The organism is Sphingobacterium olei (assembly GCF_005048855.1).
In the GTDB taxonomy this organism is placed as follows: domain Bacteria; phylum Bacteroidota; class Bacteroidia; order Sphingobacteriales; family Sphingobacteriaceae; genus Sphingobacterium; species Sphingobacterium olei.
Genome location: NZ_SUME01000010.1, coordinates 58,676 through 80,526 on the forward strand (window position 1 = coordinate 58,676; position 21,851 = coordinate 80,526).

Genomic DNA, 21,851 nt, shown 5'->3' on the forward strand with positions numbered 1-21,851 from the left:
CAATTCACTAAGTTTGTTGTATGGATAGGCGTGAATATTATATGCAAAGGTGTTTGGATCTTGCTGTTTTAGGAATGGGAACAGTGAGCCCAAATCCGATGGTAGGTGCAGTCGTTGTGTATCAAGATACCATAATCGGAGAAGGGTATACTTCTCCATATGGCGGACCGCATGCAGAGGTCAACGCTGTACAATCTGTCGTTACAAAATACGGAACGGAAAAAGCAAATCAACTATTGGCTGATAGCACCATTTACGTAAGTTTGGAGCCTTGTGCGCATTTCGGAAAAACCCCACCCTGTGCAGATATGCTGATTGCTTATGGTTTACCAAAAGTTGTTATAGGTTGTTCAGACCCTTTCTCTAAGGTAAATGGTCTGGGGATAGCAAAACTTCGATCGGCCGGAATAGAGGTTGTTACAGGAGTATTGGAAGATAAATGCCAGTATATAAATCGTAGATTCTTTACGCAGATAAACAAAAGCAGACCTTATGTGGTTTTAAAATGGGCCGAAACTGATGATGGATATTTTGCGCCTGCCGATAAAGCTCAGCATTGGATAAGCAACGCTGCAAGTAAGCAGTTGGTACACAAATGGCGCAGCGAAGAAGATGCTATCTTGGTAGGGAAGAATACGGCGCTAATTGATAATCCAAGTTTAACAAATCGATGCTGGACGGGCAAGTCTCCGAAGCGGATTTTGATCGATAAGAATCTTGATGTTCCAGCCGATTATTATCTTTTGGATCAATCTATCGAAACAATTGTTTTTAATGCGGTGAAATCGGAATGGAATCAGAATCTTAAATATATCGAAATGGAAAACTTTGACCTATACCTACCTCAAAACATCTTATATCAATTGTACTTGATGGATGTGCAATCTATTATTATCGAAGGTGGCGCTAAAACCCTACAGATGTTTATAGATGCGGGTCTATGGGATGAAGCGCGGGTTTTTGAGTCCAAAGAATCGTGGGGAACTGGGGTGATTTCTCCAAAAATAGGCGGTGTTTTAGATCGGAAATTGCAAGTCTCCGATGATCAATTATTGATCTATTATCCAATTCATTAGTGATTTATTTTAAAATGACATATTAAAACGGTAAATTTAAGGTATGTCATTCCCGGAAGAGTTACTCCACTTCATTTGGCGTTTTCGCTTGTATAACCAATTGGATTTAAAAACATCTGATGGAGATACACTGCAGGTGATAGAGATAGGACAGTATAATGTTAATGCAGGTCCCGACTTTGAATTCGCATGTGTCCGAATTGATAATGTGCTATGGTATGGTCATGTAGAAATTCATATTAATGCTAAAGATTGGGAAAAGCATGGGCATTCATCTGATCCGGCATATAACAATACGGTATTGCATGTGGTATGGAATAATGATTTTGCTGTACTACGATCTGACGGGACTAAAATTCCCACCATATGTTTGCAGTCTTATGTACAAGAAGGAAGATTGTTGAAATATCAATCTCTCATGCAAAATCTAAATTGGATACCCTGCGAAAATCAGATTTCTCAAATTAATGATATCGTGGTTTATCCATGGCTAAAGCGACTTGCCATAGAACGGTTAGCGGATAAATACGACTATTTTTTACGAATTATTCAGGAAACTAAACAAGACTGGGAAAGGGTATTGGCTATTGCATTGGGAAGAGCCTTCGGTATGCGGGTAAACTCGATAGCTTTTGAAAAAATGATGTCTTCCGTGGATTTACTTTTGTTCCAAAAATATCAAAATGATGAAATAAAGACGAGCAGCTTGCTTTTTGGGACCGCAGGTCTATTGAAGCCTGAAATGGAGGAGGATTATCCGAATACGTTACTCTCTGAATTTGAGTACTTGAAGAAAATTCATAAATTAAAGTCTATGCGGACAGAAGAGTGGAAATTTTTACGGATGAGGCCATATAATTTTCCTACTTATCGTATTGCACAGCTGTCGACATTATTATGTAATAAAGCTTATTGGTTTGAATTTATTTTAAGTGAGGATAGGTTGACTATTTCGGCTACGATTCAATCCTTTGAACTCCAAAGTTATTGGAAAGATCATTACAGGTTTGACAGACAAACAAAAGTTCATTCCGTTTCTTGGTCTAAGGATTTTATTTCCCATCTCTTCGTGAATTGTTTTATACCAATAGTATTTGCCTATGGTAAGTTTTATAACATCGAAAAATACATGGAGAAGGCGATACAATGGTTGGAGGAAATTGAGACGGAAAATAATTCCATTATTACAAGATTTAAGAAAATGAATGTAAAATCAATCACTGCATCTGATTCACAAGCCTTGCTACATCTGAAAAATAATTACTGCGATACCAAAAGGTGTTTAGAATGTGCTATCGGTGTTTCACTTTTAAAACACTAATTTACTTTCAAAATCTCCGCTATCTCATGAAAACCTTTATCTGCGGCCAAATCTGCTGCCGTAGCACCTAAATCTGTAACAATGCCGATATTAGCTCCTTGTTCCAACAATAAAATAATCAACTCAATATTACCGTGTTGAGCGGCCAAATGTAGTGGAGTAATACGGGCGGTCTGGACTACATTTACTTCGGCTCCTGCTTCAATAAGCATTTTACTTATTTCCTCATTGTTGATACTTAATGAAGCATGTAGGGGATACACGTTGTAGCCGTTTTGTGAAGGTATATTTGGATCGGCATGGTGGGCTAGCAAAATTCTTACAATATCTTCTTTACCAAAATGTGCTGCAATACCGATAGGAGTAAAGCCGTGAGAAGAAATTTCGTTAATTACCGCTGGTTTTTGCTCAACCATCAGTTGCACGTGCTGTGCTAATCCCGCGGCACACGCTTCATGAATGGTGATCGAAGTAATATATTTTAAGATTATTTGTGCAATTTGGGGTTTGTGATAGTAACAGGCTAATAACAAAGGTGAAATATCATGGCTTGTATTTTCTTTAACCAAAGAAGGGTTTTTAATTAGTAACAAATCTAAATCTTGAAAGTTACCCGTTTCAATATATTCCTCTAATACTGTTAAGCTCATTTTATTTGAATTTCCTGTTTCAGCTCCGAAATAAAGAAAAAAATATGGATTCGACACAAATTGTGAGTAAAATTTTGTTTGTGGATTAATAATGCCGTTTTTGAAATCTTAGCCAAATATATTTTATAATACTTAAAACGTAAAAAATAGTTTTTATGTAGTATTCAGACTACAAATTTTTAATTTTAACGATCAAACTAGCGGTAAAGTGTTGCAAATAAGGAAAGGATGCTTACTTTTGTAGTGCCCTCCCCAAGGGCATGTTTTTCATAGGTAGATGTAGGGTCGAATATTTCTTATTCGACCCTTATTTTATAGCTTTGTTCTATGAAACGAAAAATCATAGTTGCGATCACAGGAGCGTCGGGTTCAATTTATGCAAAACTTTTATTGGATAAACTGAGTTTACTGACGGATCAGATAGAAGAGATAGGCGTCGTTATGTCAGATAACGCGAAGGATGTCTGGCAATTCGAATTACAGAATGAGGCATTTAAAACATATACCTTTGTATTCTATTCAAAAAATGATTTTATGGCCCCTTTTGCATCGGGATCGGCGAACTTTGATACGATGATTGTTTGTCCTTGTTCGATGGGAACTTTAGCGCGGATTGCAAATGGTACCTCTTCGGATTTAACTACGCGCGCTGCAGATGTTATTCTGAAAGAAAGAAGAAAATTAATTCTCGTCGCTAGAGAGACCCCTTTAAACTTAATACATTTACAAAACATGCTAACGGTGACACAAGCAGGAGGAATTATCTGTCCGGCTAGTCCATCATTTTACAGTCAACCTCAATGCATTGAAGACGTGGCGTCAACAGTAGTGGATAGGGTTATTTCTTTGGCTGGCCTTAAAATAGATAGCTATGAGTGGGGACAGCATAGGAATAAACTATAATAAATACGTTTACATTTTAAGAGTATTTTGTACATTTGTTTTTTAATGGAGCAATTTGATTTTTCGGTTTTTTCTGAAAGAAATCTTTTAACAGAGCAATACGCTAAACCGCTTTTTTTTCCTGAAAGTGTTTGTGTTATTGTTAATTGTTTATTTTTAAAGGAATCAATGCGCTTATTTCAAAGACCATCAAGAACTTTCATGGCTGTCGGGGTCACCGCTATCGTGAAGTTTTTTTTACTAGATTACTTCAACTCCATTGTATTAATTAGCAAAATTTAATTTCTAGCATATTATATCCATGAATACGATCTTAATTACTTCTGCAAAATTGATTTTACCAGGGCATACATTTAATCAACAAGAAGTTGATGTGCTGATAAATAAAGGTAAAATTGCGGATATAAATAAGAAAATTAAACCAACTGATGAGAAAACTCGGGTTATTGAGGGGAAGGGAGCGATATTAGCACCAGGATTCTTTGATTTGAATGTAAATATTGGTGAACCGGGCTATGAGACGAAAGAAGATTTGCAGACGGGTACTGCAGCTGCAGCAGCGGGAGGGTTCACCGGTATCGCTGTCCATCCGAATACAAGTCCGGCTATTCAAAGTCGATCGGAAGTTGCGCTAATTGTAAATATGTCTAAGGGCAATCTTGTAGACGTATATCCAATTGGAGCTGTTAGTAAAAAGAGAGAGGGTAAGGAGATGGCGGAGCTTTATGATATGAAGGTAAACGGTGCGATAGCTTTTTCAGACGGTAATCACAGTGTGCAACAAGCTGGATTAATGGGGCGTGCATTATTGTATGCCCGTGGATTTAATGGATTGGTTATATCTTTAGCGCAAGACGAATCCATTGCAGGTGGTAATCAAATGAACGAAGGTGTGATGAGTACATTTTTAGGTATGAAAGGCATTCCGAATCTAGCAGAGGCGTTAATGGTTTCGCGTGATTTGTATTTGGCAGAATATAATGAAGCACCTATTCATTTTACGACGATCTCTACAGCGGAATCGGTAGAGCTGATAAAAAAGGCAAAGGCGAAGGGTTTGCAAGTAACCTGCGATGTAGCGGCACACAGTTTGGTGTTTACAGACGATAATATAGAGGGGTTTGATAGTAATTATAAAGTGAGTCCTCCTTTACGTACGCATAAGGATGTAAAAGCATTAATAAAGGGTCTTAAGGACGGTGTTATAGATGCTGTAGTTTCACAACATACGCCACAAGAGGTCGAGTTTAAGGCGGTTGAATTTCATATTGCAAAAAATGGTATCACCGGTTTACAAACGGTATTGCCGATGTTGCTTAAAGCAGGATTGAGCGAAGATCAAATTGTTGAAAAATTAGCGATAAACTCGCGTAAAATAGTAGGCTTAAAAATACCTAGCTTAGCAATAGGCGAGGAAGCGAATATAGTTTTATTTAATTCAGCGGCTACTTGGGAATTCAACAATAAAACAAATAAATCGAAATGTAAGAATAACCCGCTTTTTGGACAGACTCTAACAGGAAAAGTACTAGCGGTAATAAATAATAATCAAGTGGCTATTAATAATTAATATTATGGATATTAAAGTAAAAAAAGCAGTAGAGGCAGGTGTTAATACATATGCCAACCTTGAAAAAATAGAGGCAGCAGCGTTTCAAAAAGCCATCGAACTTGCATTCGACGCGGAAGCTGCATTCATGAATAAACTTGAACAGGTAGATACTGTTTTTGATGACCACCAATCTTTTGAAGAACTTAGAGAGGTGTTTTTCGATTTGTTAATGATTAACTTTTTTGCAGAGGATGTGCAAAAGCTCGAAGAGGATTACCTCGATTCTGAAGAGTGGGAGGCTATAGAAGAAGACACATTAGATAGGGGTACCGAGCTGCTAAATGTGTTTTTATACCTCAAAGAATGTGCGGATGATAAAATCGCTCCGGAATTGGAAGACTACTTAAAAGAATTCTTATTGGTGGAAGAGGATGAATTTCAGGATGAGTATCGTATCTATGAAAAAATAATTGCAAATCAGATTCTTGTTGAAAGTGATTATTCTGAAATTGCAAAAGTATCCGCCACAGTACATGATGAAGATGAATTATATGAACTTTTTAATCCTATAGTTAGTTTCTTCTACGAGCCAAATCCTTCGTCTGATCAACTCGCTGAGTTCACTGAGCATGCGTCAAATAAATCGCTAGAGACCGCATTGTATCAAATCATTACCAATTTTAATAAATAGTAATTTATGAATGATTTAAGTACAAAGGAAAAAAGGAACGGATTGATATATGGAGCAGTTGTAGGTGTAATATCTATAATCCTTTCCGTTTTGAGTATTTATTATACTCGAAATGCGGAGACCTATTCTAACCTGTATATTGTCAGCACAATATTGAAGATCCTAGGATCTATTGCTGTCCCTGTATTTTTTGTTTACTTATTAAGACGCAGTAGCGGTGGAGATTGGATATTTAGCAAAGCGCTAAAAAGTATCTATATTCTTTTGGCTGCGAGTATCGTGGTTAGCTCGCTCGGTATTACCATCTATCAGAAAACTATGGATAAGGTAGTGTTGGAAGAAAGTTATCAAAATTTGATGAACTTGAAAATAGTAGAGATGGAAGAAAAGGGCGCTAGCAATGAAGAGATAGATCAACAAATGGAGGTCATTGAACAGGATCGTGAATTTGCTTTTAGTCCAATGACTTTTAGAAATACCATTCCTCCAATTTTTATCAGCCTATTGTTGAACTTTATATTTGCTCTGATTTTAGCTTTATTATTTAGGGATAATACGCAAAAAGTTAACTAAGCGATTAATTATAAATCTTTATGGACATTTCGGTAGTTATACCTTTATATAATGAAGCAGAGTCGTTGCCCGAATTGACGGAGTGGATCCGAAGGGTAATGGAACAGCATAGTTTTTCATACGAAATTATTCTCGTGGATGATGGAAGTAAAGACACTTCGTGGCAGGTTATAATGGATTTGAAAAAGGGAAATGAACAGATCACAGGTGTCAAATTTCGAAGAAATTATGGGAAATCAGCCGCACTTAATGTTGGTTTCGCTGCTGCTCAGGGAGATGTGGTCATTACCATGGATGCTGACTTGCAGGATAGTCCTGATGAAATTCCAGCGCTTTACGACCGTGTGAAAAATCAAGGTGCGGATCTTGTGTCGGGATGGAAGCAAAAGCGATACGATCCCCCAACAAAGACGATACCTACCAAATTATTTAATTCGGTTACCCGCAGTATGTCTGGAATCCACAATCTTCATGATTTTAACTGCGGATTGAAAGCCTATCATAAAGATGTCGTAAAAAGTATTGAAGTATATGGTGAAATGCATCGGTACATTCCCGTTTTAGCCAAATGGGCGGGATTTACGAATATTCAAGAACAGGTAGTACAACATTATCCCCGAAAATATGGCACAACTAAGTTTGGCCCTGGAAGATTTATAAAAGGATTTTTAGATCTGCTATCTATATTTTTTGTTGGCAAATTTAGCAAGCGTCCAATGCATTTTTTCGGTCCTATCGGAGTAATTAGTTTTATGATTGGATTCTTCATTACCTTTTATTTAATCTGTGAAAAGTTAATGAGTATAGCGCAAGGAACGCCCTATAGAAACGTAACAGATCAACCCTTATTCTTTTTATCATTGTTAGCGATCATGATAGGCACGCAGCTGTTTTTGACCGGGTTTATCGCGGAGCTGATATCTAGAAATAGTTCGGAGCGAAATAAATATCAAATCGAACGTGTAGTATAGTCGGTATGTTTTTTTCCATTATTATCCCTCTTTACAACAGACCCCAAGAAATTAAGGAACTTTTACAATCTTTGGTTTCCCAAATGTATAGCAACTTTGAAGTGATTGTTGTCGAAGACGGATCTACGGATTCGGCGAAAGATATTGTGGAATCATTCTCTACGGATCTCCAAATTAACTATTTTTTCAAGCAGAATGGAGGTCAGGGATTTGCACGGAATTATGGATTTGAAAGAGCAAAAGGGGATTATTTTATTGTATTCGATTCTGATATTATTGTCCCTTCTGAATATCTTTCTATAGTGTTGTCTAGTATTCAAGAGAATAGTTGGGATGCATTTGGAGGGCCGGATGCTACTCATTCTTCTTTTACTGCTGTACAAAAGGCTATCAGCTATTCGATGACAAGCCCTTTTACAACTGGTGGAATACGAGGGAATAAAAGACATGTAGGACAATTTCATCCGCGCAGTTTTAACATGGGAATATCGCGCGCGGTATGGCAAAAAACTGGAGGGTTTAGATTGTCTAGGCGTTCAGAAGATATTGAATTTAGCATTCGAATGATCGAAAGCGGATGTAAAGTTGGTTTAATTCCAGAAGCATTCGTATATCATAAACGGAGATCGAATTTTGCACAGTTTTATAAACAGACCTATTCGTTTGGTAAGGGGAGAGTTGATATTGCACAATTATATCCCAGCGAATTGAAACTTATTCATGCACTTCCTTCTTGTTTTACCGTCGGGGTTATCGGATTGTTGATTTTAAATTTCATTAATATGCTTACGTTCGATGAAATCGTGCTATTACATTATTTAGCGTTGATAGGAAATACATTGGTGCTGTTTTTTTGCGGATTATTATTCGTACATAGCCTCTCCGTGACTAAAAGCATCCGTGTGGCAGTGTTGTCTGTCTTAGCATCATTTACACAATTGATAGCATATGGAAGCGGATTTATTCAAAATTATATAGACTGTGTGGGGTTGAAAAAAAATACTGTACAGTAAACTTTTGTTTAAAAAAATAGGATTGGTATATTGAGCATAATATGGTGATATCATTTACACAGTATAATTTAGATAAGATAGAAAGCCTCTTTAATGATTTGGGATATAAAGTCCGTTATGAGAAAGGAAATTTCAAAACTGGTGCATGTGTAATCCAAAATTCGAAAGTCATTGTGGTCAATAGGTTTTCTAATCTAGAAATTAAGATTTTGTCTTTGATTCAACTTTTAAAAGATTTTGATCTAGAGAAAGGGCAATTAGATGAGAAACAGCATATATTTTTTAAATCTTTAATTAAAATAACCGTATAAATTTTGAAACCGAGAAGTAAATAATGTTGGATTATTTACTTCGAGCTCTCATCAGCAAATGATAAAAAAATAAATAGATGAAAATTCGATTTTTAGGAACTGGAACCTCACAAGGTGTACCTGTTATTGCTTGTCAGTGTAACGTGTGTCAATCGACAGATACGCGGGATAAGCGATTGCGGTCTTCTATCCTCATCGAATTGGATAAATATAATATCGTTGTTGATACGGGGCCCGACTTCCGGTATCAGATGTTAAGATCGCATGTGACACATTTGGACGCGGTACTGATGACACATTCCCATAAAGACCATATTGCAGGATTAGATGACGTACGGGCATTTAACTATATACAGCAAGCCTCAATTCCTATATATGCTACTGCGACAACGCACGAAGCGCTAAAGCGGGAATTTTATTATGCGTTCAGTAATACCAAATATCCAGGTGCTCCACTTTTAGAATTGGAAGAAATTGAGCCTGGAATACCCCTTAATCTATTTGGCCATGAGATTATCCCTATTGAAGTGATGCATTACAAAATGTCTGTAATGGGATTTCGTATTGGCGATTTTGCGTACATTACGGACGCAAAAACCGTATCTCCTGAGTCAAGGAAACTCTTAGAAGGTGTAAAGGTTATGGTGGTAAATGCCCTTCAAATGATGCCGCATATATCGCATTTTACCTTGGAAGAGGCGCTTGTCTTTATTCATGATATTAATCCTGACCAAGCTTATCTTACCCACATCAGCCATCGTTTTGGCACGCATGGAGAAATCCAATCCCTTTTGCCTCCTAATGTCTTCGTCTCCTTTGACCAATTAAGCATTGAAATAAGATAGAAAAAGTTAGTCCTTCAAAAACTTTCCATACAGCAATTTGTTATTTTATTATAACGCTATAAATAATTAGTTAAAAAGGGGTAAAATTTATTAATTATTCAAACTATGGGAAATTTACTTTACACGATTGCAGTAATTTTGGTAATTATTTGGGCAATCAGTTTTTTTGGAGGTTATGCCACAGGTGGCATTATTCACATTTTATTAGTAATTGCAATAATTGTTGTTTTATTGCGGGTGATACGCGGCAACGCCTAACTCATTTTTTTAAATAAATTTGGGCAATTTCAATATCTTCTGGAAATGTAATTTTGATATTTTTGTGATTACTTTCTAAAAGATAGATGGAGCTGCCCATTTTTTCTACTACAGAAGCATCATCTGTAAAATCAGGTTGTTCATCCTGTTCGTAAGCATTTATTAGAAGTTGAGATGGAAAAGTTTGTGGTGTTTGTATAAGCCATATGTTATCCCTTTTCATCGTTTTTGAATTACCTATAGTCCCGTGGCGTATTGAGTTTGTACTTGGTATGGCCAAAATATTAGCTTTTCCCTTATGGGCCATCTCAAAAGATTTTGTGATTAATATTTTATCGGCCAGCGGTCTCGCTCCATCATGGACAGCAATTATAGTGTTGTGTAACAGCATCTCGCTATACTTGTTTTTGAAGTATATTAGTCCATTTTTAACACTTTGAAAGCGGGTGGAACCTCCATGTACAATGTCGTGCGGGATGTTAAATTGATGATTTTGACAGAGTGTTGTCCAGTATTTTTCCATTTCAGCATGTAATACAACAATAATCTGAGTAGCCATAGGAACGAAAGCTTCAATCGTGTGCATTAACACCGGTCTGCCTTCCAGTAAAAGATATTGTTTTGGAATATCCGATTGCATGCGGGATCCGATGCCGCCAGCTACGATGATAACGATATTGTTTGCCATGGGGGTGTGGATAAAATAAAAAAGCGTGAATTTACCATTCACGCTTAAAATTATTGAATATTTTTTAAACTAGATAATCAACATCGCATCGCCATAACTGTAGAAGCGATATTTTTCTTTAACGGCTACGTCATAGGCATTCATTACATTTTCATAACCGGCGAACGCCGCAATCATTACTAATAACGTTGATTCCGGAGTATGGAAATTTGTAATCATTGAGTTTGCAATACTGAAATCGTAAGGGGGATAGATGAATTTACTTGTCCAGTCTGTTGCTGGCTTGAGGTGTCTATCTGCCGATACCGATGATTCAATTGCACGCATAGAAGTGGTGCCTACAGCACAAATGCGACGTTTATTGTCTATACCTTTATTGACAAGTTTAGCGGCTTCATCTGTGATGATGAATTGCTCAGAGTCCATTTTATGTTTTGTTAAATCTTCTACTTCTACGGTACGGAAGGTTCCTAGTCCAACATGAAGTGTTACTTCTGCAAAGTCAACTCCTTTTAGCTCCAATCTTTTCATTAATTCGCGTGAAAAGTGTAAACCCGCTGTGGGAGCCGCTACTGCACCTTCGTTTTTAGCGTAGATCGTTTGGTAACGGAATTTATCTTCAGGTGTAGCTTTACGTTTAATGTATTTAGGCAGTGGCGTTTCTCCTAAGATTTCGATGTTACGACGAAATTCTTCGTCCGTACCGTCAAATAAGAAGCGGATAGTACGACCTCTAGAAGTTGTATTGTCAACTACTTCAGCAACTAGTAAATCATCGTCGCCAAAATATAATTTATTACCTACACGTATCTTACGTGCGGGATCAACTAGTACATCCCATAGTCGTAATTCCTTATTCAACTCACGCAATAAAAAAACTTCTATAGTGGCACCAGTCTTTTCCTTATTTCCGTACATACGGGCAGGAAATACTTTTGTGTTGTTAAGGATCATGACGTCTTTGTCATCAAAATAATCCAAAACATCTTTGAAAATTTTATGTTCTATTTTACCAGTATCACGGTGTAAAACCATTAAGCGAGATTCGTCGCGGTGTTCTGAAGGTTCAGATGCTAATAGTGATTCTGGTAAATTGAATTTGAATTGTGATAATTTCATCGTGTAATCAATATTAATAATTTTTATCCTGCTTACAAATTGGGATAAAAAAGAATACAAAGGTAAGTATTTTATTGGATATTGAGGCACTCTTAATATTATAAAAATGTAGAATCGAGTTTGAGATAAATTGTTAGTTCTTAAGAAAGATTTTTTTTATTTTTTTTCCATAAAAAACTGATTTCCCAAAAATTAGTCGTATTTTAAATGCAACTAATATTGACAGTTGAAAAAAAATAGAATAATATTTTATGGGCGATATAAAAAAAGAAGAAATAGCATTAGAAAGGGTAACTGAAGAATCGTTCGAAGGGGATATACAGCACGTAAATAATCCCGTACTTGATCTGCCAGAGATAGAAAAAAAATACCTTCGATCGGTTACCGGATATGTAAAAGACGGGAATAATTTCGTTTTTACAGACGGGAAGGCGCAAGTAGAAGTCAAGGTGGTTACTGATGATGTAATACGTGTGCGCTTGGCTCCTCAAGGAGCTTTCTTGGATGATTTTTCGTACGCTGTAATCGAGCAGGAAAAACATACGCATTCTTATGATATAAGGGAAGACGATAAAAATTTTCATGTTAAGACAAATAACGTGATCTGTACAATTGCAAAAAAGGATTTTTTGGTATCTTTTTCTGATATAAACGGCAAAACACTTAATGCAGATCACGCACCTATGCATTGGGAGGAAAATCCGGACTTTGGCGGCTACTATGTCTATTGTACAAAAAAGGCATATGAAGATGAGGTTTTCTTTGGAGGGGGTGACAAGGCGTCTAATCTGAATTTGCGGGGTAGGAGAATTAAAAATTGGAACTCCGACACGTATTCTTTTGCATTTAATCAGGATCCCTTGTATAAAACAATTCCCTTTTATATCGGCGTGACCCAGGGAGATGCTTACGGTATCTTTTTCGATAATACGTTTAAAACTTTTTTTGATTTTGCTGCAGAACATCAAGATCAAACCAGTTTCTGGTCTGAAGGAGGTGAACTCCAGTATTACTACATTCATGGTCCCCAAATAATGGATGTAGTACAACGTTATCATGCCCTTACCGGTACGCATTTTTTGCCACCTATGTGGGCGATTGGTTACCATCAGTGCAGGTGGAGTTATTATCCCGAAAAGATGGTTCGCGATGTGGCTTCCGAATTTCGGAAACGAGAGATACCGTGCGATGCGATTTATCTGGATATAGATTATATGGAAGGCTATAGGTGTTTTACCTGGAATAAACAATATTTTCCCGATCCTAGAAAAATGATAAGTGATTTGTCGGCCAATGGTTTTAAAACCGTAGTAATGATCGATCCGGGTATTAAAGTTGACGAAAATTATTGGGTTTTCAAAGAGGGGCACGACAATAAATATTTTTGCCGTCGAGGCGATGATTATTTTATGGAGGGATTTGTTTGGCCTGGCCGTTGCCAGTTTCCGGATTATACCAATCCTGATGTGCGAACCTGGTGGGGTACTTTGTATAAAGGACTAGTGGACGATGGAGTAGCGGGGTTTTGGAATGATATGAATGAACCAGCGGTTTTTGGGCGAGGTACATTTCCGGATGATGTTCGTCATAATTACGACGGATATAGGGGGTCACATCGTAAAGCCCATAATATATATGGTATGCAAATGGTTCGCGCTACTTATGAAGGGCTTCTCAAATTATACAAAAATAAAAGACCGTTTACGATAACACGAGCAGCATATTCGGGTACGCAACGTTATTCATCTGTATGGACAGGTGATAATATTGCTACGTGGGAACATTTGCGCATAGGTGTACTACAATTACAGCGCTTATCTGTTTCCGGTTTGTCGTTTTGTGGTACAGATATCGGTGGTTTTACGGGTAATCCGGACGGCGAATTATATACACGTTGGATGCAATTCGGTGTATTTTCACCATTTATGCGTGTCCATTCGGCTGGTGATACCCGCGACAGGGAGCCATGGAGCTTTGGTCCAGAGTGGGAAGCGATCTGTAAAAAGTTTATTGAACTAAGATATCGTTTGCTGCCTTATATCTATTCTATTTTCTGGCAACAACATAAGTATGGACTTCCGATCTTACGTCCTGTTGCATTGCTGGAACAGCATGTCTATAAAAATTTACTCCGGGAAGAGGAATTTGCATTTGGAGACAAAATACTGGTATCTCCTGTTTTGAATCCCGGCCAGATGTCTAAGGTGGTTTATCTTCCGAAAGGAGAATGGTTTTATTATTTCACCAATGAAGTGTTCAAAGGTGAAGAAGAAGTATCTATCCCGACTCCCCTGGATCAAATGCCGATGTTTATTAAAGGGGGTACTATACTTCCTGAATATCCTGTTATGCAGTACGTCGGTGAAAAAAAGATTGAGGCGCTAAAATTGAATGTATATTATTCGGAAGGTGAACACCACAGTTATGGATACACAGATCACGGAGATACGTTTGCTTTTGAACAAAATGTGTATTTGGAGAAGCATTTTATTTTCACAGCGGAAGGGAATAAAGCGAAAATTTTGCAACAACGAGATGGCTTATTCACGGAAAGATATGATGATTACAACATCTATTTGATCGGTTTTCCTTTTGAGGTGAACCAGGTAATAGCAGATGGTATCGTGGTGCCTGTCTTGTCGAAAGAGAATGGTGAGAAATACGTAGTTGTAGATAATGATTTCAAAAAAATAACCATAGAATAAATCATATTATGAGTAAAGCTGTAGAAGTTTTTTCTTTGCTGACAGATTTTGACATTGAACTCTTTAGAGCCGGAAAGCATTTTCGGTTATATGAAAAGTTGGGTTCTCAAACAATCTATTTAGACGGCAGACAGGGTGTTTATTTTGCTGTGTGGGCACCTAATGCACAGGTTGTATCTGTAGTAGGCAACTTCAATGGCTGGAATCCGCATAGTCATCCTTTAAATGTAAGATGGGATGGAAGCGGTATTTGGGAAGGTGTTATTTTTGGCATTGAAATGGGAGAAGTGTATAAATACCATATACAATCTTTTTCTGGCAGTCATGTAGAAAAAAGTGATCCTTTTGCTTTAATGACAGAAATACCCCCACATACGGCATCTATTGTAAGTACGACCTGGTATCAATGGAATGATGAGAAATGGATGCGCCATCGTAATGTGAATAATAGCTTGAATAGCCCGATTTCTGTCTATGAGATGCACATCGGTTCTTGGATTAGGGATCCAAATGATCCAGAACGGCTTTTATCTTACCGTGAGGTTGCCGAAAAGCTCGTTCCGTATATCAAAAATTTAGGTTTTACACATGTAGAACTTATGCCAATCATGGAACACCCTTATTATCCATCATGGGGATATCAGGTTACAGGGTATTACGCCGCAAGTTCGCGGTATGGCAGTCCACAGGACTTGATGTTCTTAATCGAACAGCTTCATAAAAATGAAATTGGGGTGCTGTTGGATTGGGTTCCTTCTCATTTTCCGGGTGATGATCATGGACTTCGCAATTTTGACGGTACATCGCTGTATGAACATGAAGACCCGAGAAAGGGATTTCACCCGGATTGGAAATCTTATATTTTCAATTACGGACGAAATGAAGTTCGTTCGTTCTTAATCAGCAATGCTTTATTTTGGTTGGATCGTTATCATGTGGATGGGATTAGAGTAGATGCTGTTGCGTCTATGCTTTATCTCGATTATTCGCGAGAGGAAGGGCAGTGGATTCCAAATGAATTTGGAGGACGTGAAAACCTAGAGGCTGTTCATTTTCTAAAGGAACTCAACGAAGCTGTATATGCCAATTATCCGGAGGTACAGATGATCGCAGAAGAATCCACCTCTTGGCCTGGTGTGAGTAGACCCACTTTTAGCAATGGATTAGGGTTCGGTATGAAATGGATGATGGGATGGATGCATGATACACTCAATTATTTTAAGGAAGATCCAATTAATAGAAAGTTTCATCATGACAAATTGACTTTTTCAACGGTATATGCATTCCACGAAAACTTTATGCTCCCCTTGTCACACGATGAGGTCGTGTATGGTAAACAGTCATTAATATATAAAATGCCGGGAGACGAATGGCAGAAATTTGCCAATTTGCGAGCCCTGTATTTATACATGTTTACTTTTTCTGGTACGAAGCTTTTGTTTATGGGAGGAGAGTTCGGACAGACTTCAGAATGGAATGTAAATCAATCTTTAGACTGGCATCTACTTGACTACGCTCCGCATAAAGGTATGCATCAATACATAAAGCAGTTAAATGAGATCTACAAATCAGAACCTGCATTATATGAAAAAGCGTTCAGTGGTGATGGATTTGAATGGTTGGAATATGGTGATAATGATAATAGTGTACTTGCTTTTATAAGAAAAGGATTTATACCTTCAAGTGATGTTATAATAGCTCTTAATTTAACACCGATTGTGAGACAGGATTATCGAATTGGTGTGCCGGAATCCGGTAATTGGGAAGTGATATTCAATTCGGATGATATTTCTTTTTTTGGTTCTGGTATGGAAACGCCAAATGCTAAATCGGAGCAGATTCCCTGGATGCATAAAGCCAATTCTATCAAAATTAACTTACCTCCTCTGGGCGGGCTAATACTTAAAAAAACGACGTAAAATATCTTGTTATGGAAGTTATACATCTAAGTGTTGAGTGTTTTCCTATTGCAAAGGTTGGTGGACTAGCTGATGTGGTAGGTGCGCTGCCTAAATACCAACGTACGTTGGGAATAGATGCAAAAGTAGTTATTCCTTGGTTTGATCGTCCTTTTGTAAAAGAGCATGAATTCGAAATTGTAGCTGCTGGCTCATTTTCTCAAGGATCCGAAGAGTTACAATACGAGATTCATAAAGAAAGAAGTGATGTTTTGGGGTTCCCTCTTTTTCTGATTAAAATACCAGGAAAATTAGATAGGGAAGAGGTCTATTGTTATCCGGATGAAGCAGAGCAATGGATTGCTTTTCAGCATGCTTTTTTACACTGGATACAAAATAATGGGATACATCCATCTGTTATTCATTGTCACGATCATCATGTTGGATTGATCGCTTTTTTATTACAACATGGTACGGATTTTAGAGAATTGGCCAGTACTAAAACTGTATTTACAGTGCATAATGGCCAGTACCAAGGCTGGATGAGTTGGAGTAAGGGGATACTGTTACCCGCTTTTGATACATGGAAGTGGGGATTGTTGGATTGGGATGGACTAATTAATCCGCTTGCTACCGCGATTAAGTGTAGCGACGCTTATACGACTGTATCTGATGGGTATTTGAATGAACTCTTTATAGAGGCTAATGGGTTACAGGGATTGTTTAACGCGGAATCTGCTAAAGGTTACGGAATCGTGAATGGAATAGACACAGCATATTGGAATCCTCAGGTAGATGCGTTAATCGAAAAGAAATACAATAAAATAACTGTCCATAAGGGTAAAGAAGAGAATAAGCGAATTTTGTGTGAAAAATATAATCTTCGTCCCGATTTACCTCTAATTTCGTTTATCGGACGATTTGCAAAGGAAAAAGGTGCCGACTTATTGTTTGAAATTTTTGTAAAATTATTTTCTATTCAAGAAAATATGAGTATATTTATTTTAGGCTCCGGTGACAAAGAGATTCAAAACAAACTTAAGGAACTGGAACTTAAATTCGAGGGTAAACTAGCGCTGTTCTTTGGCTATGATGAGGTGCTTGCACATCAGGTATATGCAGCATCGGATATGTTGCTCATGCCATCAAGAATAGAACCTTGTGGTTTGAACCAACTTTATGCTTTAAAATATGGTACAATTCCAATAGTACGTTCCATAGGTGGGCTTAAAGACACGGTTGTAGACGTAGCAAATGAAGGATATGGATTCGTCTTTGAAAAATTAAATGCAGATGATGCTGTCGAGGCAATTGGTCGATCGCTTGACGCCTATTCCGATATTAAAACATGGAAAGGCATTCGTAAGAAAGCAATGCAGCTTGATTTTTCTTGGGATAGATCCGCTAAAAAATATGTAGAATTATATAACCAATTACTTAAATAGCTATGGCACAACATAAAGTAGTATCGATAGTATTAGGAGGAGGGAGAGGTACGCGCCTTTACCCGCTCACAGATCAAAGATCAAAACCTGCAGTTCCAATTGCAGGGAAATATCGTTTGGTAGATATTCCTATTTCTAATTGTCTTAATTCTGGATATAATAAGATCTTTGTTTTAACACAGTATAATTCTGCCTCGCTAAATAAGCATATTAAGAACTCTTATAACTTCAGTATTTTTAGTAAAGGGTTTGTTGATATTTTGGCGGCGGAACAAACAAATGATGGCGACAAATGGTTTGAGGGTACGGCAGATGCGGTGCGCAGAACGCAAAAAAACTTGATCAATGTAGATTATGACTATGTATTAATCTTATCGGGCGACCAACTTTACCAAATGGATTATTCGGATCTAGTGGACTTTCATGTTCAAAATGGTGGCGAAATCACCATTGGAACTATTCCTGTTGTTGCAAAAGAAGCTTCAAGTTTTGGAATTTTGAAATCCAACGAAGCCAATGAGGTTGTATCATTTATTGAAAAGCCAGTCAAGGATTTACTTCCTGATTGGACTTCTGATGTTCCCCCGGATTTAGAAAGACAAGGACGTAATTATCTTGCTTCTATGGGAATTTATGTTTTTTCAAAAGGCGTTATGCGACGACTGCTGTCGGAGAATCCAGGTATGGATTTTGGTAAAGAGATAATCCCCGAGGCTATCGAAAATTGTAAAGTGTTGAGCTATCAGTTTGATAGCTATTGGACTGATATCGGTACCATACCTTCGTTCTTCGAAGCGAACATTGGATTGACAGATGATATTCCATCCTTCAATTTGTTTGGAGAAACAGTGTATACGCGAGCGCGTATGCTTCCTCCTTCCAAAATTTCGGGCTCTACATTGAATAGTGCTATTATTGCTGATGGTTGTATCTTAATGGCTGATAAAATAGAGCGGTCCGTGGTTGGAATTCGATCGCGTGTGGGTAAAGGATCTGTTATCAAATACACGTATATGATGGGAACTGATTATTACGAAGATTTGAACGAAGTTGTGGAGCTTACTAGTTCACAGCAACCTCCTCCCATTGGCGTAGGCGAACGCTGTTATATTGAAACTGCTATTTTGGACAAAAACTGCCGTATTGGTAACGATGTGCGAATTAAGGGTGGAAAACATCTAGAAGACGGTGATTTCGAACATTATACGGTGGTAGAAGGGATCGTGGTTGTGAAGAAAAATGCAGTCATACCTAATGGTACAACTATCGGTTGCTAATTAGTGTTAACTGAAAACGAGTATATGTGAGTACATAAACATAAAAAAGGCTAGATTAATCTAGCCTTTTTTATGTTGTGTTGAATTAACACCTTATTATGCCAAATTGGCTAATGCTTGTTTTATCCTTCTTAATGCTTCTATCAGGCTCTCATCAGATGCAGCATAAGAAAGACGGATATAGTTATTATTTCCAAATGAGTCTCCACCTACTGTAGCCACGTGGCCGAAGTTTAGCAAGTATAAAGCCAAGTCAGCTGAATTTTTAATTTCATTACCATTAGGATCTTTTTTACCAAAGAATGAACTGATTTCAGGAAAGAAATAGAATGCGCCTTCCGGTAAGTTTGTTTTTACACCTGGTATATCATTAAGTAATTCGTAGACCAACTTGCGACGGCGTAAAAAAGCATCTTTCATCTCATTCACACTTTCTAATCCCTGTTCGTATGCTACAATTCCTGCACGTTGAGCGATAGAGCATGTTCCGGAGGTTGTCTGTCCTTGTAGTTTATCATTAGCTGCTGCTATTTCTTTATTTGCTGCGATATAACCCAAACGCCACCCCGTCATTGCGAATGCTTTTGAAAAACCATTTACGATGATCACACGATCTTTGATACTGTCAAATTGTGCAATGGACTCGTGTTGGTCAATAAAGTTGATATGCTCATATATCTCATCCGAAAGAATGAAAATATTAGGATATTTTTCAAATACGACAACAAGAGCAGCTAACTCATCTTTACTATATACGGATCCAGTCGGATTACAAGGAGAGGAGAACATGAAAAGCTTGGTGTTCGGTGTGATAGCCGCTTCTAACTGTTCTGGAGTAATTTTAAAATTACTTTCAATATCGGTGTCGATGAAAACGGATTTTCCTTCCGCTAGGGTTACCATTTCGGAGTAAGATACCCAGTATGGGGTAGGAATGATTACTTCCTCTCCTGGATTTATTAGCGTCAATATTACATTAGATAGTGACTGTTTAGCGCCGGTAGACACGACAATTTGTGAAATGTCGTAATCAAGTCCATTTTCAGTTTTGAGTTTATTGACAATTGCTTGGCGCAAATCTGGATATCCCGGTACTGGCGAATAACGTGTATAGTTGTCGTCTAATGCTTTTTTTGCGGCATCTTTTACATGTACTGGCGTATTAAAGTCAGGTTCACCAACACTAAGACTGATGACGTTGATACCTTTTGATGCCAGCTCACGACCTAATTTGGTCATTTTTAAAGTCGCTGACTCGGATAGATTGTTAATCCTGTTTGATAAAAATGATGTTGTGCTCATGGTAGTGCAAATATATTATATAAGCTTCATTTTTAGTGCTAAAATTTTGATAAATTGTGAAAAATATGACGATTTATATATGAAATTGAAATTCGACAGTTTTATAATGGCTTTACTGATTGCGATTGGTCTGGCTTATTTTTTTCCGCAAGCGGTTTTGTTCCAAGATGGACAGTTCTTAGAAGCAATTACTACAGTAGGAGTATCCCTTATCTTTTTTTTCTATGGTTTGAAATTAAGTATTACAGATATAAAGTATGGCTTAAAGAACTGGAAGCTTCATGTTGTCGTCCAATTGGCAACTTTTACATTGTTTCCTTTATTGGTATTAGCTTTGAAGCCTTTTATTACTGATGTTGTACAAGAAAATTTTTGGCTTTCATTTTTCTTTTTAGCAGCACTACCTTCTACGGTTTCATCATCCGTGGTGATGGTTTCTATTGCTAAAGGCAATGTGCCAGCGGCCATTTTTAATGCTAGTATTTCAGGGTTAATCGGCGTGATCGTCACGCCGCTATGGATGAGCTTATTTTTAGATTTTCACACGGAAAATGTGTTTGATGATGTGTATTGGGGATTGATACGTGAAATTATCATACCGGTAATTTTAGGTTTACTATTACAGCGTTATTGGGTCGGGTGGGCGTCTAAATATAGCAGACAGTTAGCACAGTTTGATAAGACGGTTATTCTTCTAATAGTTTATAGTAGCTTTGCCGATTCCTTTAGCTCCGGTGTATTTCGAACGATAAGTAGATCCTATTTGATTTATGTTTTTGTAGCCGTTATTGTTCTATTCCTACTGATTTATGGTATATTATATGTTTTGACGAAATATGTGTTGAAATTTTCTATTAGGGATCAGGTAACTGCACTCTTTTGTGGGTCTAAAAAGTCATTGACCCATGGTAGTGTTTTTGGGAAATTTTTGTTTTTCAATAATCCAAGTGCGGGTCTTTATTTTTTGCCCCTGATGATTTACCACGCTTTTCAAATTTTTCTTGTGACTGTTATAGCACAGCGTTATCACCGTAGAAAGGAGGCTGACTAAAAAGGTTATTATATTTTTTTGTCATCCTGACGGCAGAAATTTTGAGCCAATTATTCATGCAGTTTAATACGAACACGAATGAATAACGATCTAAAAACTATGTTGCTAATCATGTTTTTACGATTACCTGTGATGAGCTCGCGGGCTCGGTTATCTCCAACGAACTCCTCGGGTAATGATGTTAAGTTAAGGAAGATTCCAT

Annotated in this window: 19 protein-coding genes; 15 read left to right on the top strand and 4 right to left on the bottom strand. The window is 37.5% G+C overall.

What is annotated here, in order from left to right; translation table 11 throughout:
• Positions 1 to 20 precede the first annotated feature (20 nt).
• Both ribD and FAZ15_RS19600 read left to right on the top strand, forming a co-directional pair.
• Complete coding sequence (gene ribD, locus FAZ15_RS19595) at positions 21 to 1,076, top strand: bifunctional diaminohydroxyphosphoribosylaminopyrimidine deaminase/5-amino-6-(5-phosphoribosylamino)uracil reductase RibD (RefSeq protein ID WP_136903066.1); 1,056 nt, start codon at positions 21 to 23, stop codon at positions 1,074 to 1,076.
• Between the two features lie 43 nt (positions 1,077 to 1,119).
• A complete protein-coding gene (locus FAZ15_RS19600; protein ID WP_136903067.1) occupies positions 1,120 to 2,397 on the top strand; it encodes a DUF2851 family protein in 1,278 nt (425 codons plus the stop codon).
• Here the strand turns inward: FAZ15_RS19600 and FAZ15_RS19605 are convergent.
• Entirely contained in the window at positions 2,394 to 3,047 is a 654-nt protein-coding gene (locus FAZ15_RS19605; RefSeq protein WP_136903068.1) for an ankyrin repeat domain-containing protein, read from the bottom strand. The two genes, FAZ15_RS19600 and FAZ15_RS19605, sit on opposite strands and share 4 nt — an antisense overlap.
• Positions 3,048 to 3,374: 327 nt before the next feature.
• On the opposite strand from FAZ15_RS19605, the gene FAZ15_RS19610 reads away from it, so the two are divergent.
• From FAZ15_RS19610 to FAZ15_RS19650, 8 genes are all read left to right on the top strand, one after another.
• Positions 3,375 to 3,950, top strand: a complete 576-nt coding sequence (locus FAZ15_RS19610) for a UbiX family flavin prenyltransferase (protein ID WP_136903069.1) — start codon at positions 3,375 to 3,377, stop codon at positions 3,948 to 3,950.
• Between the two features lie 301 nt (positions 3,951 to 4,251).
• Positions 4,252 to 5,520, top strand: a complete 1,269-nt coding sequence (locus FAZ15_RS19615) for a dihydroorotase (protein WP_136903070.1) — start codon at positions 4,252 to 4,254, stop codon at positions 5,518 to 5,520.
• Positions 5,521 to 5,524: 4 nt separating this feature from the next.
• The gene (locus FAZ15_RS19620) at positions 5,525 to 6,193 is read left to right on the top strand and encodes a hypothetical protein (protein ID WP_136903071.1); all 669 of its coding nucleotides are present in this window, start codon (positions 5,525 to 5,527) and stop codon (positions 6,191 to 6,193) included.
• A 6-nt stretch (positions 6,194 to 6,199) separates the two neighbouring features.
• A complete protein-coding gene (locus FAZ15_RS19625) occupies positions 6,200 to 6,766 on the top strand; it encodes a DUF4199 domain-containing protein (protein ID WP_136903072.1) in 567 nt (188 codons plus the stop codon).
• Between the two features lie 20 nt (positions 6,767 to 6,786).
• On the top strand, positions 6,787 to 7,737 hold the full coding sequence (locus tag FAZ15_RS19630) for a glycosyltransferase family 2 protein (protein ID WP_136903073.1): 951 nt from the start codon (positions 6,787 to 6,789) through the stop codon (positions 7,735 to 7,737).
• A gap of 5 nt (positions 7,738 to 7,742) precedes the next feature.
• Entirely contained in the window at positions 7,743 to 8,750 is a 1,008-nt protein-coding gene (locus FAZ15_RS19635) for a glycosyltransferase (protein ID WP_136903074.1), read from the top strand.
• A gap of 388 nt (positions 8,751 to 9,138) precedes the next feature.
• Positions 9,139 to 9,906 (top strand): MBL fold metallo-hydrolase, encoded by a 768-nt coding sequence (locus FAZ15_RS19645; protein ID WP_136903075.1) that lies wholly within the window; start codon positions 9,139 to 9,141, stop codon positions 9,904 to 9,906.
• 105 nt (positions 9,907 to 10,011) lie between these two features.
• Complete coding sequence (locus FAZ15_RS19650) at positions 10,012 to 10,164, top strand: lmo0937 family membrane protein (protein ID WP_136820368.1); 153 nt, start codon at positions 10,012 to 10,014, stop codon at positions 10,162 to 10,164.
• Between the two features lies 1 nt (position 10,165).
• Here the strand turns inward: FAZ15_RS19650 and FAZ15_RS19655 are convergent, their stop codons facing one another.
• Positions 10,166 to 10,852, bottom strand: coding sequence for a 2-C-methyl-D-erythritol 4-phosphate cytidylyltransferase (locus FAZ15_RS19655; RefSeq protein ID WP_136903076.1), 687 nt, complete (start codon positions 10,850 to 10,852; stop codon positions 10,166 to 10,168).
• Positions 10,853 to 10,921: 69 nt separating this feature from the next.
• Entirely contained in the window at positions 10,922 to 11,971 is a 1,050-nt protein-coding gene (gene queA, locus FAZ15_RS19660) for a tRNA preQ1(34) S-adenosylmethionine ribosyltransferase-isomerase QueA (RefSeq protein ID WP_136903077.1), read from the bottom strand.
• A gap of 251 nt (positions 11,972 to 12,222) precedes the next feature.
• Between queA and FAZ15_RS19665 the strand changes: the two genes are divergently transcribed.
• Genes FAZ15_RS19665 through FAZ15_RS19680 form a run of 4 tightly spaced genes read left to right on the top strand, consistent with a single transcriptional unit; the run spans position 12,223 to position 19,296 of the window.
• Positions 12,223 to 14,676, top strand: a complete 2,454-nt coding sequence (locus FAZ15_RS19665) for a glycoside hydrolase family 31 protein (RefSeq protein ID WP_136903078.1) — start codon at positions 12,223 to 12,225, stop codon at positions 14,674 to 14,676.
• Positions 14,677 to 14,684: 8 nt separating this feature from the next.
• Positions 14,685 to 16,595 carry a 1,4-alpha-glucan branching protein GlgB gene (gene glgB / locus FAZ15_RS19670; protein ID WP_136903079.1) on the top strand — a complete coding sequence of 637 codons (1,911 nt, stop codon included), beginning with the start codon at positions 14,685 to 14,687 and terminating at the stop codon, positions 16,593 to 16,595.
• 11 nt (positions 16,596 to 16,606) lie between these two features.
• Complete coding sequence (locus FAZ15_RS19675) at positions 16,607 to 18,019, top strand: glycogen synthase (RefSeq protein ID WP_136903080.1); 1,413 nt, start codon at positions 16,607 to 16,609, stop codon at positions 18,017 to 18,019.
• Between the two features lie 2 nt (positions 18,020 to 18,021).
• Entirely contained in the window at positions 18,022 to 19,296 is a 1,275-nt protein-coding gene (locus FAZ15_RS19680) for a glucose-1-phosphate adenylyltransferase (RefSeq protein ID WP_136903081.1), read from the top strand.
• 96 nt (positions 19,297 to 19,392) lie between these two features.
• Here the strand turns inward: FAZ15_RS19680 and FAZ15_RS19685 are convergent, their stop codons facing one another.
• Positions 19,393 to 20,535, bottom strand: coding sequence for a pyridoxal phosphate-dependent aminotransferase (locus FAZ15_RS19685; RefSeq protein ID WP_136903082.1), 1,143 nt, complete (start codon positions 20,533 to 20,535; stop codon positions 19,393 to 19,395).
• 142 nt (positions 20,536 to 20,677) lie between these two features.
• Between FAZ15_RS19685 and FAZ15_RS19690 the strand changes: the two genes are divergently transcribed.
• Positions 20,678 to 21,649: a bile acid:sodium symporter family protein gene (locus FAZ15_RS19690; RefSeq protein ID WP_136903083.1), complete on the top strand. Its 972-nt coding sequence runs from the start codon at positions 20,678 to 20,680 to the stop codon at positions 21,647 to 21,649.
• Positions 21,650 to 21,851 lie beyond the last annotated feature (202 nt).

Coding starts and splice junctions, on each gene's coding strand:
- queA (WP_136903077.1), bottom strand. CDS start 11,971: ATGAAATTATCACAATTCAAATTCAATTTACCAGAATCACTATTAGCA.
- FAZ15_RS19665 (WP_136903078.1), top strand. CDS start 12,223: ATGGGCGATATAAAAAAAGAAGAAATAGCATTAGAAAGGGTAACTGAA.
- FAZ15_RS19680 (WP_136903081.1), top strand. CDS start 18,022: ATGGCACAACATAAAGTAGTATCGATAGTATTAGGAGGAGGGAGAGGT.
- FAZ15_RS19645 (WP_136903075.1), top strand. CDS start 9,139: ATGAAAATTCGATTTTTAGGAACTGGAACCTCACAAGGTGTACCTGTT.
- FAZ15_RS19625 (WP_136903072.1), top strand. CDS start 6,200: ATGAATGATTTAAGTACAAAGGAAAAAAGGAACGGATTGATATATGGA.
- FAZ15_RS19600 (WP_136903067.1), top strand. CDS start 1,120: ATGTCATTCCCGGAAGAGTTACTCCACTTCATTTGGCGTTTTCGCTTG.
- glgB (WP_136903079.1), top strand. CDS start 14,685: ATGAGTAAAGCTGTAGAAGTTTTTTCTTTGCTGACAGATTTTGACATT.
- FAZ15_RS19615 (WP_136903070.1), top strand. CDS start 4,252: ATGAATACGATCTTAATTACTTCTGCAAAATTGATTTTACCAGGGCAT.
- FAZ15_RS19635 (WP_136903074.1), top strand. CDS start 7,743: ATGTTTTTTTCCATTATTATCCCTCTTTACAACAGACCCCAAGAAATT.
- FAZ15_RS19655 (WP_136903076.1), bottom strand. CDS start 10,852: ATGGCAAACAATATCGTTATCATCGTAGCTGGCGGCATCGGATCCCGC.
- FAZ15_RS19610 (WP_136903069.1), top strand. CDS start 3,375: ATGAAACGAAAAATCATAGTTGCGATCACAGGAGCGTCGGGTTCAATT.
- FAZ15_RS19620 (WP_136903071.1), top strand. CDS start 5,525: ATGGATATTAAAGTAAAAAAAGCAGTAGAGGCAGGTGTTAATACATAT.
- FAZ15_RS19675 (WP_136903080.1), top strand. CDS start 16,607: ATGGAAGTTATACATCTAAGTGTTGAGTGTTTTCCTATTGCAAAGGTT.
- FAZ15_RS19650 (WP_136820368.1), top strand. CDS start 10,012: ATGGGAAATTTACTTTACACGATTGCAGTAATTTTGGTAATTATTTGG.
- ribD (WP_136903066.1), top strand. CDS start 21: ATGGATAGGCGTGAATATTATATGCAAAGGTGTTTGGATCTTGCTGTT.
- FAZ15_RS19630 (WP_136903073.1), top strand. CDS start 6,787: ATGGACATTTCGGTAGTTATACCTTTATATAATGAAGCAGAGTCGTTG.
- FAZ15_RS19690 (WP_136903083.1), top strand. CDS start 20,678: ATGAAATTGAAATTCGACAGTTTTATAATGGCTTTACTGATTGCGATT.
- FAZ15_RS19685 (WP_136903082.1), bottom strand. CDS start 20,535: ATGACCAAATTAGGTCGTGAGCTGGCATCAAAAGGTATCAACGTCATC.
- FAZ15_RS19605 (WP_136903068.1), bottom strand. CDS start 3,047: ATGAGCTTAACAGTATTAGAGGAATATATTGAAACGGGTAACTTTCAA.